Source organism: Reinekea blandensis MED297 (assembly GCF_000153185.1).
GTDB lineage: Bacteria > Pseudomonadota > Gammaproteobacteria > Pseudomonadales > Natronospirillaceae > Reinekea > Reinekea blandensis.
In genome coordinates this window covers 384008-398058 of record NZ_CH724153.1, presented here as the reverse complement: position 1 = coordinate 398058, position 14051 = coordinate 384008, and the positions used below count along the sequence as shown (strand labels likewise).

The following is a 14051-nucleotide window of genomic DNA, read 5'->3' as shown; positions in this document are numbered from 1 at the left end:
CCGTTGAACGTGACATTCATCGTCACACAACAATAAAGAAGGACGAGAAGATGACCCTGAAGAAAACCCTTATGACCGGTGCGTTAAGTGCTGTCTTTGCGACCAGCGCCCTTGCCGGAGAGCTGGTAATTAACTCCAACCAATCGGACCCGGCGCCAAAAGCCGCCTGGGCCGAAATCATTGCTCAGTTTGAAGCTGAGAACCCCGATATTACCGTTAAGGTTAATGAGTACGATCACGAAGGCTATAAAAGTGCCATCCGAAACTGGCTGGTGACTTCGCCACCGGACATCGTCTATTGGTTCGCTGGCAACCGGATGAAATACTTTGTCGATCGTGGACTGTTCGACGACGTATCGGATGTTTGGGAAGACAACGGCCTGTCTGACACTTTCGCGTCAACCAAGGCGTCAATGTCGGTTGATGGTAAACAGTATGGTGTCCCCTATACGTTCTACCAATGGGGCATGTACTACAACAAAGACATCTTCGATGAATACGGTCTGTCTGAACCGGAAACCTGGGAAGAGTTCATTGAAGTGTGTGAAACGCTCAAAGCCAATGGCGTCACTCCCATCACGATTGGAACCAAGTATTTGTGGACCGCGGCAGGTTGGTTTGACTACCTGAACCTGCGTACCAATGGTCTCGATTACCATATCGACCTGATGGATGGAAAAATTCCATACACCGACGAAGGTGTACGCAAAACATTCGCCAACTGGCAACAACTGGTTGATGGTGGGTACTTCCTGGAAAACCATGCTTCCTACAGCTGGCAGGAAGCTCAGGCGCCACTGTTCAACGGCGAAGCGGCCATGTATTTGATGGGTAACTTCCTGACGCCAAACCTGCCGGAAGACATTAACTTTGATTTCTTCCAGTTCCCGCAGATCGATCCAAGCATCGGCATGTTTGAAGATGCGCCAACGGATACCGTGCACATTCCGGCGCGAGCTAAAAACAAAGAAGACGCCCGTCGTTTCCTTGCCTTTATTGCTGAGAAAGCGCAACAGGAAAAAGTCAACGAAGTCTTGCTGCAACTGCCTACCAACAGTGACGCGCAACCAGCCGACGATAAATTCCTGAACCAGGGCTCGGCGATGCTGGCCGCAGCCGATGGCACTGCTCAGTTCTATGACCGCGATACCGATCCGGCCATGGCATCAGAAGGCATGAAAGGTTTTCAGGAGTTCATGGTGAACCCGGACCGACTGGACCGCATCCTGACGAACCTGGAACGGGTACGTCAACGCGTTTTCCGTTAAGTTCAACGGACAAAAAATAAGGGGAGCCATGCTCCCCTTTTTCGTCGTGCGCTTGTCAGATGTTTTTAAGGCACGATTTTGCTAGGTGTTCTGCACCGTCAATCAAACTTCACCGGTAAACGCTGACCCGACTCACTCGATTTCAGGGCCAGTTCTAATACCTGAATCACCCGTATCGAGTCATCAAGTGATACCGGGCTCTCACCGTCATTCTCAATAGCTTGCGCCAGCTGATGCCAGAACACACCGTAGTTACCCGGTTTGGTGGTAATAAGGTGGCTGGTATTTTCCTGATACAGAATGCCCCAGTTATCTTCCGGCTCCTGCCCCCAGCGATCATCCCGGATATCAACGCCTTTTTTCAGGGCGTCCTCCTGAACGTCCAGCCCATTTTTAATGTACGAACCTTCCGTTCCCTGCAAAAGAAAACGGGAGTTAGGTCCGGCCTGAAAGGAACTGCTGCCAAGGGCAACCTCAACATCAGGGTAATGCATCCAGATGTCAAAATTATCAACGACCACCGCACCCTCACGTTGTATGCGGGCACTCGCTTCAATACTGTCAGGCAAGCCAAACAGTACTAACGCCTGATCAATCAGATGAGGCCCCAGATCCCAGAGAATTCCAGCACCCGGAACGGCCTGCTCACGCCAACGCTGGCGAACCTGCGGCCGAAACCGGTCAAATCGACTGACAAGCCGCTTAGGTTCCCCGACTCGATGACTGTGTAGCAGAGACTGCAGTGTCAGGAAATCGCCATCCCAGCGCCGGTTTTGGAAAACACACAGCACACGGCCAGCCTGTTCGGCCAACTGCTTCAACGCAATGGCTTCGTTACTGGACAGGACAAAGGGTTTTTCACAAACCACGTGACAACCCTGTTGCAGAAAATGCTGGCACTGTTCGTAATGTAAATGATTCGGCGTGGTAATAATAACCAGATCGATCTCTCGGCAGTCCAGTTGCTGCCAATCAGCAACCACTTCTACACCCGGGTAATCTTCCTGCAATGCCGACCCTTTACCGGAGACCAGATGCGTCATCTGATAAGACGGATCAACGGTAATAAAAGGAATGTGAAAGGTGGTTGCGGAAAAACCACACCCGATAATGGCGGTTCGGATCATAGAACACCTAATGCAAAAAAGTTTATCCTAGCTTACTTAAAGCAGTCGACACTGTAACTTAATATGACATAGTGTTACGAGCGCCCCAAATGAGCATGAAATGAACACAAGCGACCAACCTACCATTCTGTTGCTGTCCGGTTACCACGCCTTGAGTCAGGCCCAATGGTGCAATCAGCTTGTCAGTCTGTGTCCACAATATCGCTGGCATACTCTGGCACTGCCGCCTCGTTATTTTTCCTGGCGCATGCGTGGCGCGCCGCTGTCGTTCAAAGCCCTTAATAACCCTCATCTGCACGACAACACGGATCTCATTGTAGCGACGTCCAGTGTCGACTTATCCGTCACCCAGAGCCTGTACCCCAACCTGCGAAACGTGCCCAGCCTGCTGTACTTCCATGAAAACCAGTTCGCCTATCCCAGAGCACACACGCCTCAATCCGTAATCGACTGGCAAATGGTTAACCTGTATTCAGCGTTGCGTGCGGATGCCATTCGATTTAACAGCGACTATAACCAGCGGACATTTTTCAGTGGCGTGCAACAGCTGACTCAAAAACTCCCGGACCTGGTGCCCAAGGCCTGGTTATCCGCATTAAAAACCAAGTCCGCCGTTCTGCCGGTGCCGATTACCTGTCCGCATGTCGATCGACATCACAACAAAGCTGTGCGTACGGTGCTCTGGAATCATCGTTGGGAGTGGGATAAGCAACCAGAGTTGCTCGAAGCGGTGATTGCACAATGTGATGCAGAGAACCTGGATATACAGTTTGCCATTACCGGCCAGCAGTTCCGCCGGGAGCCTCAGGCCTTCACAACGATTCGCCAACAATATCCTCAGCGCTTGATACATCTGGGCTTTGTCGACAGTGAGGCGGCATACCACGCCATGATCGATCAATGTGATGTCATTCTGTCGACGGCGATCCATGAGTTTCAAGGGATCGCCGTCATGGAAGCTGTCGCCCGTGGCTGTACACCTTTGCTTCCGGACGATCTGAGTTATCCTGACTTTTTTGCCGACGACTATCTGTACGCAAGACAAGAAACACTAAAAAACACGGCAGACCGCATTGTCCGAATACTGCGTCACTGGCAACAACAGGGCCGTCCCCCGGCGCCGGACATGCGAAGATACGCTGCGAATGCACTTGAGGCCGACTATACAGCGACGATCGAAGCGCTGCTGACGTAAACCCTGGTTACTTAGGCTTGTGCCGATGCTGGGACTTGTTTTTTTTAAGTTTTCGTACCGGCTTCGACACACTGTTGCGATGACGGGCTTTCGCCGGCGCCCGATAGCGTCGATCCGAACCGGTATCCTCCGGTGGCACCAAATGCTGTTCACCGTGGCCAATCAAATGCGCCATACCCAGTCGGTTCAGCGCTTCACGAATCATCTGCCAACCCTGTTTATCATGGTATCGCAATAGCGCTTTTTGCAGTTGTCGCTGCTCAATCTTGCGCACAATGCTGATTCGGCCACCTTTGTAAGAAACCTTCTTCAACGGGTTTTTGCCGGAGTAATACATTGCCGTCGCCAGGCTCATCGGCGAAGGATAAAACGTCTGCACCTGATCCACTTTCATGTTCTGACGTTTCAACCACAACGCCAGGTTCACCATGTCTTCGTCTTCACATCCGGGGTGCGCAGCGATGAAATAAGGAATCAGATACTGCTTTTTACCGGCCTGCCGGGAGAACTGATCAAACATCTGCTTGAACCGATCATAGGTGCCCATGCCCGGTTTCATCATCATTTTCAGCGGCCGGTCTTCAGTGTGTTCCGGGGCAATTTTCAGATACCCACCGACGTGATGCGTCACCAGTTCTTTCACATACTCCGGGTCCTCTACGGCCAGATCGTAACGGAGCCCTGAAGCGACTGCGACGGTATGAATGCCATCAACCCGTCGAACTTTCCGGTACAGTTCTGTGGTCTGTTTATGACTGGTTTGCAGGTTTTTACAGATGGTCGGATACACACAACTCAAGCGTCGACAGTTCGCTTGAATGTCGTCATCTTTACACTTGAGTGTGTACATGTTGGCGGTCGGTCCGCCTAAGTCCGACAAGGCACCACTGAAACCAGGCACCTTGTCTTTGATGTCTTCAACTTCCCGTAAGATCGATTCATGAGAGCGTGATTGGATGATGCGGCCTTCATGTTCTGTAATAGAACAGAACGTACAGCCGCCAAAGCATCCTCTCATGATGTTGATCGAGGTCTTAATCATGTCGTAAGCGGGAATGGGTTTGCCTTGATAACTCGGATGCGGCACACGCGCATAAGGCAGATCAAACACACCGTCAATTTCTTCGGTGGTCAACGGTATCGGCGGTGGGTTCACCCAAACTTCCCGGGTGCCATGCTTCTGCACCAGCGCATGTGCATTGTGCGGGTTAGCCTCGACGTGGAGCACCCGACTCGCGTGCGCATACAGAGCCGGATCATTCCGGACTTTTTCAAACGATGGCAACCGGATACAGGTGGTTTCCGGGTCCGAGTCATACCGGCGCTGAATCGGCATCGGAATGATGCGCACCGGTTGCTCGGCAACCTCCGCATCCGCAGTACCCGATTGACATGCCGATTGCCCGCTTTCACCGGCGGTGGTCAGAGCTTCACGCTGCTCATACGGGTTACTGACGTAAAACTCCGGGTGTTCAGACAGGTCCTGCGGCCAGTCAATCCGGCTGGAATCAACTTCTGTCCACCCTGTCGGTACCGCTTTACGGATGACCGTTGTCCCGCGAATCATCGTCAGCTCACCCACACTCCGGCCATTGGCCAGTTGAAACGCAACCTCAACCAGGGCGCGTTCCGCATTGCCGTACAAAAGGATGTCGGCGTTGGAATCGTACAGGACCGAATGACGAACTTTGTTACTCCAGTAGTCGTACTGAGCAATCCGACGCAGACTCGCTTCGATGCCTCCGAGAACAATCGGCGTATCCGGAAACGCCTGTCGACAGCATTGGCTATAGACCAACACCGCCCGATCCGGGCGTTTGCCGCCTTCATTGTTTGGCGTATAGGCGTCGTCATTGCGTACTTTCAGGTCCGCCGTGTAGCGATTGATCATGGAGTCCATGTTTCCAGCCGTGACCCCGAAAAACAGGTTCGGCTGCCCCAGCGCTTCAAAGTCGGTGGTCGAACGCCAATCCGGCTGGGCAATAATACCAACGCGATAGCCCTGGGCTTCCAACAACCGCCCGGTTACCGCCATGCCAAAACTCGGATGGTCCACATAAGCATCGCCCGACACCAGAATGATGTCGCAACTGTCCCAGCCCAGTTCATCCATTTCCTGACGACTCATCGGCAGAAATGGCGCGGGTTCGAAACAGCTGGCCCAGTGTTTCGGGTATTTGAACAGGTGCGGTGCGGTCTTAAACATGCCAGGGCTCATACAGAATGGAGCGCGAAGTCTAGCAGATCGCAGCGATAAGAGCGCATGCAACTGAGATGAAATCCGGGCTAATTCTCGCTCTAACGGTGACAGACTGGTGCGATGTCAATGCACGATCAGAATGGATCGATATACTGTCCCGCTTTTTCACAGCCACCGGGGACCAACGCACCATGAATGCCGCCGACATCCGCATGATCGTCATGGATATGGACGACACTCTGCTTAATGATCAACACCAGATTTCCGAAAGTAACCTGCAAGCCATTCAACGGGTAAGCGCACAGGGCATCACCATTGCTCTGGCGTCCGGTCGGCCAACCCCTGCGATGGAAAGCTACGCCGATCTGCTCGGTTTAACCCAGCAAGGTTATGTGATTTCCTATAACGGCGCCTATGTCACCGATTGGTCCACCCAGGAGCAAATCTATGAATGCAGCCTGACCAAAGCTGAATGCGATCTGCTGGTCGATGCTGCACATGAACAGAACAGCGATCTGCACACCTATGTCGATGGTGCAATCGTTACCACTCGGCACAACCCTTACACCGATATTGAAAGCAATCTGACCGGTTTACCCATTCGTCTGGTAGACAGCCTGAAAGCGGTGGTTCAGGGCACCGTTCCGAAAGTCCTGCTCGTGGCACCGCCGGAGCAGGTGACTGAAATGCGTCAGATCTTCGCTAAAACCTTGGGAGACCATTTCACGATCAGCATCTCCAAACCTTATTTTTTGGAGTTCACCAACAAGCAGGTTGATAAAAGTGCCGCCATTGATGTGCTTTGTGCACGACTGGGCATCGCTAAATCGTCCGTGATGGCGATTGGTGACAGCTACAACGATCTGACCATGCTGACCGATTGTGGCATCGGCGTCGCCATGGGTAATGCGCCGGATGACATCAAGGCCATCGCCAACTGGACGACCGCATCAAACAACGACCACGGAGTGGCCCTGGTCATCGACAAAATCCTCGAGCAACAGACCGATCTCGTCTGAATTTTAAGCGCTTACCGGCTCTCAAAGGGCCGGTTTTCACCCTTAATGCCGTTCGACATGGCAATGCGCTGGTTTTTCCGTCCTAATAACCGCAACTGATACATTCGCTCCCAGAACAACGCACGACGGTCGCCTGCTTTCCAGATTTTTGCGAACAAACCTTTGGTCACCGCCACCGCGTTAGGGGAACGTTCACTGATCTCTTCCGCCAGCTGAGTGGCGGCCGCGATCGGGTCATCAACACAATGCGTAGCCAATCCGTAGGCCACGGCATCGGCCCCGGAAATGATCCGGCCAGTCATGGTGAGTTCCTGTGCAATGTCGTATCTCATCAGGCGAGACAGCGCCACCGTACCGCTCATGTCGGGAATCAATCCCCATTTGATCTCCATGATTGACCATTGCGCATCGGCGGTGGTGAATCGGACATCACACCCCAACGCAATCTGGAGCCCGCCACCAAAACAATGTCCATGAACTGCAGCAATCACCGGCACGGGCAACGATCGCCAAATGTGCCCTACCCGCTGGAACATGTTGTCCTGCGACCAGGGTAACTTCAGGAAAAACCGCGGGATAATGTCTGGGTGTTTGGCCACATAGGGGAAGTCGAGACCGGCGCAAAAGGAAGCCCCTTCACCGGATAAAATGACGGCACGAAGCTGTTTGTTCTTTTTCAGCTTTCGGGCGGTCGCCACCAAGTCGCTCAGCATGGCCCGATCCAGCGCGTTGCGTTTTTCTGGCCGGTCGAGCCGCACATAAGCAATGCCTTGCTCAGTAATGGTGACCGATACACGATCCTGACTCATGGTGTTGCCCCTTCGCATCATTTACCCAACGATACTTACAGAGCCCGATGTGAACAGCAATCGACAACCAACATTCATGAGACAGAGTTTAAAACGAAGTTGCAAAAAGATGGATTACTCAGAACAATCATCGATAACCGCCTAGACCCAAATCCACGGGGCGCAGTACAGACTGGTAAACACAGCGATGAGGATGAGTGCGATTAAATGGGAAAACCAACTAAGGATGAAAAAATTTAGCAAGCACGGAAAAGCCCGGAGGTTAATCCAGGCTTTTTTCGTTTAATTTGGAGCGGGAAACGAGACTCGAACTCGCGACCCCAACCTTGGCAAGGTTGTGCTCTACCAACTGAGCTATTCCCGCTGATGAATCAACTTTCACTTTGATTCGTATTCTTGGTACTGAAGTGGCATCCCGTAGGGGACTCGAACCCCTGTTACCGCCGTGAAAGGGCGGTGTCCTAGGCCACTAGACGAACGGGACACTGTGTACCTCAAGAACGCTGCGTATATTACGGATATTTTTGGGCGATGCAACTTTTTTCTTATAAAAATCAATGAATTATGAAGCTTTTTTTATCTTCTGTTCAATTTTCAGCTCATACCTCGAAAACAGGGTTTCCCAAGATTCACATTGAGGACATTGCCAGACCAGCTTGTCAGAGTAAAAACCGCACTCTATGCACAGATAATCATCGGAATGCTCAAGACTGCGCTTCTCCCAACCGCGCAACAGGGGGGCAACCGCTTGCTGAACGTCAGAGCTTTGCTGATTCAGCCAGTACAACTGAACGGAATAAGAATCCCCTTGCTGAACCTCCTCCAACAAAGCCGCATTGATGTCATCGGCCAGGGCCGTCGCCTGAACTGAAGACAGTTCCAAATACACCTCAAGAATTCGCGCGCTGGGGTGCCGCTGATAGAGCTGCTGCAGAAACGTCAGTAACTGAGGCACACTCTGATTCATCAACGACAAGTGCTTTAACGGGCTCAGCACCAGGTCAACCCGACGGGGTTCACGGATCAGAATTTCCCGATAACTCTGTATGGCATCGCCAACACGGTTCAGCTCGGTATAGAGCTCGGCCGCAATAATCTCAGCCCGGGCACTTACGCCGAGACGTTGCGGCTTCTTCAAAGTTTTCAACAGCCGGCTCAGCGGCGTCTGCCGCCGCTGTTCTTCAATCATCTCACAGTACAAATTAGCGAGTCGCAAACCACCTGAGCCAGGAATACCGTAGTCTTCGACCAGCTCAACGGCCCGCGCCCATTCCTGCTCACTTTCGAGAATTGACAACCACAGCCGGAAGGCTCGATTTGAGATCTCATCATCCGCATGATCCAGAGCCTGCAACAGCACTTCTTCCGCATGGCTTAACACGCCGGCGGCGTAATAGTCCTGTGCAATCTCCAGAGATATTTCAGACACACTGTAACCATCAAGACGAGCGTTCAGAATGGCCTCGTGAACGGATACCGCTTTGTCGAACTCGCCGCGACGTCGGAACAACTCCGCGAGACCGAAGTACATTTCCACGTTATCCGTCGTCACCGGAAACCGATCGAGCCAGGTACTGACATCACCATCAAATGAGGTGAGATCGAAGTGGTATCGATCTAACAGAAAACGACGACTGCGATAACGGCTCGGTATGAATCGCTGTAGAAAAGATACAACCGTATACATGAAAACTTAACGCCGACGCACAAAGCGACCCATCAGCAGTCCGATAAAGACACCGCTGAACAGGAATGCAAAATAGATGATATAGGCCGGCATCGAAGGAAGTTGCCAGCTAAGGAATGAGAACTGGACAGAACTGTGATTACTCCACCCGACTAACCAACCGGTGGCGAGAATGTACAGAAACAGAATTATCCGGAGGAAACGCAACAGACTAATGCTCCATGTCTGGAAGTTGAATCGTTATTCTAACAGACTTTCATTAACGGACTCGCGCAGTTCCTTGCCCGGCTTGAAGTGAGGGACATACTTCCCTTCCAGTTCGACGGATTCACCGGTTTTTGGATTACGCCCGACACGAGGCGATCGATAATGCAGCGAAAAACTGCCGAATCCCCGAATCTCGATGCGTTCACCTTCGGCCAGTGCCTGCGCCATATGATCTAACATCGTTTTAATTGCCAACTCGACATCACGTACTGACAACTGCCCCTGACGATCGACAATCCGCTCTATCAGTTCAGATTTAGTCACAAATGAGCCCTCCAAGCGACTTTCTTTAAGCGCCTAATATTTAGACTAATTCAGAGGGCAAAATAACACAAGTAATTCTTTTTAAACGGGTTTTTCCTGACTACCCGGTAGAATGGACGCCCATAACAGACAAAAATGACAGGCCGATGAACCCGGCAGGCATAAAAAAAGCCGGCAGTTGCCGGCTTATTTTTGCGTGAATCAGGAAACTCAGTCGTTACCTTCTTCCAGTTTAGCTTTGATCAGGTCACCAATGGTGGTCGGACCAGACGCTTCAACCGCTTTATCTTTCAACTCTTTCACCGCTGCCTTCTCATCATCAAAGTCTTTCGCTTTGATGGACAGGCTGATAACGCGGTTCTTACGGTCGATGCTAACGATCTTCGCTTCGACTTCTTCACCTTCGTTCAGAACGTTGCGAGCATCTTCAACTTTGTCGCGAGAGATTTCAGACGCTTTCAGAACACCTTCAATGTCTTCAGCCAGAGTGATGACGGCCGCTTTCGCGTCGACTTCTTTCACTGTGCCTTTAACAATGGTGCCTTTGTCGTTTTCGGCTGCGTACTCAGCAAACGGATCCATATCCAGCTGCTTGATACCCAGAGAAATACGCTCACGCTCAGGGTCGATAGACAGGATAGTGGTTTCCAGCTCGTCACCTTTCTTGTACTTACGTACCGCTTCTTCACCAGACTCGTTCCAGCTGATGTCAGACAGGTGAACCAGGCCGTCAATGCCGCCTTCCAGACCGATAAAGATACCGAAGTCAGTGATTGACTTAATCTTGCCGGATACTTTGTCAGACTTGTTGTAACGGTTCGCGAAGTCTTCCCATGGGTTAACAACCGTTTGCTTGATACCCAGAGAAATACGACGACGCTCTTCGTCGATGTCCAGAACCATCACTTCAATCTCGTCGCCAACCTGAACGACTTTAGATGGGTGAATGTTCTTGTTGGTCCAATCCATTTCGGAAACGTGAACCAGACCTTCAACACCTTCTTCCAGCTCAGCGAAACAACCGTAGTCAGTCAGGTTAGTGACTTTAGCGGTAACTTTCGCTTCTTCTGGGTAGCGCGCCTTGATATCGACCCATGGATCTTCACCCAGCTGCTTCAGACCCAGAGATACGCGGTTACGTTCACGGTCGAACTTCAGAACTTTAACGTCGATTTCATCGCCAACCTGAACAATTTCGCTTGGGTGCTTAATGCGCTTCCAAGCCATGTCAGTGATGTGCAACAGGCCGTCAACACCGCCCAGATCTACGAATGCACCGTAGTCGGTCAGGTTCTTAACGATACCCTTGATTTCCTGGCCTTCCTGCAGGTTTTCCAGCAGCTCTTCACGCTCAGCGCTGTTAGAGGCTTCCAGAACGGCACGACGTGAAACAACAACGTTGTTACGACGCTGGTCGAGCTTGATAACTTTGAATTCCAGCTCTTTGCCTTCCAGGTGCAGTGTGTCGCGTACTGGACGGATATCAACCAGAGATCCTGGCAGGAACGCACGAACAGAGCTCACATCAACCGTGAAGCCACCTTTGACTTTACCGTTAATAACACCCTTAACAACTTCTTTTGCTTCGTATGCTTTTTCCAGCTCAGCCCACGCTTCTGCGCGCTTGGCTTTTTCACGAGACAAACGAGTGTCACCAAAACCGTCTTCAACCGCTTCCAAAGCCACTTTGACTTCGTCACCGACGGCAATTTCCAGTTCACCCGCGTCGTTGATGAATTGATTACGTGGGATAACGCCTTCTGATTTCAGGCCTGCGTGAACAGTAACCCAGTCAGAATCGATGTCGACAACGACACCGGTAACAATGGAGCCTGGCTCCATTTCAATTGTTTTTAAGCTTTCTTCAAACAGTTCAGCAAAAGATTCAGTCATTAAAATCGCTTCCTAAGCTCTATTCGTCACAGATTCTGTGACCGGCCGCAATCCAGCTCTTGCGGGTCTGTCTACAATCCTCCGCGTGCCGACGATGCTGGTCAGGTGGCAAACGAAGCCCAGTTCGAAACAGTGCTCAAAGCACCGAAACGTCTGAAATTAGGGTGGCGTATTATACGGAACAGTGGGCAAAACCCAAGAGATGAATGGCTTTTTCAGCCATTTTTTGAGCAATTTTTTGAAAAAAACAGGGTCGGCGCCCATCTTTCGGGATGAACACCTAAAAAACCGGTCAAATCAGCCAATTAAACCGCGTTCGGAGGCCAGAGCCAGAATGTACTCAACCACGGCAGGAATAGACAACTCGGTGGTGTCCAGTTCGATAGCGTCATCTGCTGGTTTTAATGGGGCTGTTGCCCGGTTTCTGTCACGTTCGTCGCGCTCGACAATATCCGCAAAGACCTGATCATAGTCGGCATCAAAACCCCCTTCGCTCAGTTGACTGACGCGTCGGCGCGCCCGTTCTTCCGCACTGGCGGTCAGGAAAATCTTCAGCGGGGCTTCCGGAAACACGACCGTTCCCATGTCCCGACCATCGGCAATCAGTCCTGGCAAAGTGGCAAATGCTCGCTGACGTTTCAACAACGCGTCCCGAACACGGTTATGAGCGGCCACGACGGAAGCATTCCGGCCCACTCGCTCTTCACGAATTGCCTCAGTGACATTGTCATTTTCAAGAATGACACGCGTGCCCTGTTCACTCTTTTCGAATCGAACATCCAAATGCTCGGCAATGACCGCAACCGCGCTCTCCTGAGAGAGCTCTACCCCATGATTCATGGCCGCCAAGGCGGTCAGTCGGTAAAGCGCCCCAGAGTCCAGAAACTGCCAACCCAGCTCTTCCGCCAATAGTGTACTGATGGTGCCTTTACCTGCGCCACCTGGCCCATCAAGCGTAATCACTGGAGGGTTTGTTTCGGTCATGAGAAGTCCTGCCTTTTTGTCAGCTATTGCAAAGCCCGCGCATTCTCACGATGTGCCTGCCCAGAATCAAGTAAAAAATTCGTCTAACTGACAATTTTGAACCGCTACCTGCGAGTCAAAATCAATGGTTTCATTTGGGTTCCGGACCTTTCTGGCGCTCTTCCATGATTTCTGTAAAGTAATCTCTGGCCGACTTGGCACGGGTAAACACGGTTCTAAGCAGATCGCCATCCCGATGCTCAATAGCCTCTTCTAACAAATGCAGATCGGCCTGAAAACGACGTAAGATTTTCAATGTTGCCTCACTGTTCATCAGGAAGATATCGTGCCACATCGTCGGATCTGACGCAGCAATACGGGAAAAGTCTCGAAAACCACCTGCAGCGTACTTAAAAATTTCCCGATTCTCCGATTCCCGTGCCAGTGTATCGACCAGAGAAAAGGCCAGCAAATGCGGTAAATGACTGGTTGCGGCCAACACTTCATCATGGCGCTCGACCGGCATCTCAACCACCTGAGCACCGCATTGAGCCCACAACGAACGCACCAACTCAATGGCCTCCGGAGTAGAGGCCGAGGTTGGTGTCAGAATGTGCATGTGTCGATCAAACAGATCCGCTTGCGCGGCGGTCACGCCGCTTTTCTCGGCACCGGCGATCGGATGCCCGGGCACAAAACACCCGGGTAACTCACCGAGCTCCTGTCGAACTGAGTCAACCACGGCCTGTTTAACACTGCCCACATCCGTTAAGGCGGTCAGTGTAGGAATCAGATGTCGGATACGTCGGACAGCGTCGGGCATGGCCATCACCGGTACCGCCAGAACAACAGCGTCCATACCAAGCACATCCGCCAAATCACCAACTGGCACATCAATGACACCCATGGCTTTTGCCGTTTCCGGCACAGTCGGATCCTGATCGTAACCATAGAGCTCCGCAAGCTGTTGTTGTTTCAGGGATTTCGCAAAAGAGGCGCCGATCAGTCCCAGGCCGATCACCAGCACTTTGGGTTTAGCGATCATTGCGCATCTCCAGATAAGCAGCCAATGCAGCCATAAAACGTGAGTTTTCCTCTGTTGAACCAATAGACACTCGCAGCCAGTCCGCCATGTCATAGCTGTGCAATCGACGAACAATGACGCCTTGAGAGAGCAGCGATTGATAGGCATCGTCAGCACGTCCGGGTAACTCAAAGGCGATAAAATTAGCTTGGCTTGGCAACGGTGTTAATCCGCTCTGTTGCAAAAAAGTCGTGATTCGTTGTCGTTCTTCTGCATTGGACCGTGCGCATTGGTTAAGAAACGCCTGATCGGCATAGGCCGAGACAGCCGCTCTC

At 51.7% G+C, this 14051-nt stretch carries 12 protein-coding genes and 2 tRNA genes; 3 read left to right on the top strand and 11 right to left on the bottom strand.

All coding sequences use genetic code 11. The features are described 5' to 3' along the window. Positions 1–50: 50 nt before the first annotated feature. Entirely contained in the window at positions 51–1268 is a 1218-nt protein-coding gene (locus MED297_RS16625; RefSeq protein WP_008046997.1) for an ABC transporter substrate-binding protein, read from the top strand. A gap of 98 nt (positions 1269–1366) precedes the next feature. On the opposite strand, the gene MED297_RS16620 is transcribed toward MED297_RS16625, so the two are convergent. Continuing rightward, a complete protein-coding gene (locus MED297_RS16620) occupies positions 1367–2395 on the bottom strand; it encodes a Gfo/Idh/MocA family oxidoreductase (protein ID WP_008046994.1) in 1029 nt (342 codons plus the stop codon). A 100-nt stretch (positions 2396–2495) separates the two neighbouring features. Between MED297_RS16620 and MED297_RS16615 the strand changes: the two genes are divergently transcribed. Continuing rightward, the gene (locus MED297_RS16615; protein WP_008046992.1) at positions 2496–3590 is read left to right on the top strand and encodes a tRNA-queuosine alpha-mannosyltransferase domain-containing protein; all 1095 of its coding nucleotides are present in this window, start codon (positions 2496–2498) and stop codon (positions 3588–3590) included. A gap of 7 nt (positions 3591–3597) precedes the next feature. On the opposite strand, the gene MED297_RS16610 is transcribed toward MED297_RS16615, so the two are convergent. After that, positions 3598–5796, bottom strand: a complete 2199-nt coding sequence (locus MED297_RS16610) for a YgiQ family radical SAM protein (RefSeq protein ID WP_008046990.1) — start codon at positions 5794–5796, stop codon at positions 3598–3600. 68 nt (positions 5797–5864) lie between these two features. On the opposite strand from MED297_RS16610, the gene MED297_RS16605 reads away from it, so the two are divergent. Continuing rightward, positions 5865–6809, top strand: a complete 945-nt coding sequence (locus tag MED297_RS16605) for a Cof-type HAD-IIB family hydrolase (RefSeq protein WP_008046989.1) — start codon at positions 5865–5867, stop codon at positions 6807–6809. A gap of 11 nt (positions 6810–6820) precedes the next feature. On the opposite strand, the gene MED297_RS16600 is transcribed toward MED297_RS16605, so the two are convergent. The 9 genes from MED297_RS16600 to MED297_RS22340 all read right to left on the bottom strand — a co-directional run. Beyond that, positions 6821–7618, bottom strand: a complete 798-nt coding sequence (locus MED297_RS16600) for a crotonase/enoyl-CoA hydratase family protein (RefSeq protein WP_008046988.1) — start codon at positions 7616–7618, stop codon at positions 6821–6823. 288 nt (positions 7619–7906) lie between these two features. Continuing rightward, positions 7907–7982: transfer RNA gene (locus MED297_RS16595), tRNA-Gly, on the bottom strand. Positions 7983–8026: 44 nt separating this feature from the next. Continuing rightward, a tRNA-Glu gene (locus tag MED297_RS16590) sits at positions 8027–8102 on the bottom strand. 78 nt (positions 8103–8180) lie between these two features. Next, the gene (locus tag MED297_RS16585) at positions 8181–9305 is read right to left on the bottom strand and encodes a hypothetical protein (protein WP_008046987.1); all 1125 of its coding nucleotides are present in this window, start codon (positions 9303–9305) and stop codon (positions 8181–8183) included. A gap of 240 nt (positions 9306–9545) precedes the next feature. Beyond that, positions 9546–9836, bottom strand: coding sequence for an integration host factor subunit beta (ihfB, locus tag MED297_RS16580; protein WP_040557559.1), 291 nt, complete (start codon positions 9834–9836; stop codon positions 9546–9548). Positions 9837–10046: 210 nt separating this feature from the next. Further along, a complete protein-coding gene (rpsA, locus tag MED297_RS16575) occupies positions 10047–11729 on the bottom strand; it encodes a 30S ribosomal protein S1 (protein ID WP_008046984.1) in 1683 nt (560 codons plus the stop codon). Between the two features lie 297 nt (positions 11730–12026). Then, positions 12027–12713: a (d)CMP kinase gene (gene cmk / locus MED297_RS16570; RefSeq protein ID WP_008046983.1), complete on the bottom strand. Its 687-nt coding sequence runs from the start codon at positions 12711–12713 to the stop codon at positions 12027–12029. 130 nt (positions 12714–12843) lie between these two features. Then, on the bottom strand, positions 12844–13737 hold the full coding sequence (locus tag MED297_RS16565) for a prephenate dehydrogenase/arogenate dehydrogenase family protein (RefSeq protein ID WP_008046982.1): 894 nt from the start codon (positions 13735–13737) through the stop codon (positions 12844–12846). Beyond that, on the bottom strand, positions 13727–14051 hold a 325-nt coding region (locus MED297_RS22340), incomplete at its 5' end, for an aminotransferase class I/II-fold pyridoxal phosphate-dependent enzyme (RefSeq protein WP_008046979.1). The genes MED297_RS16565 and MED297_RS22340, both read right to left, overlap by 11 nt.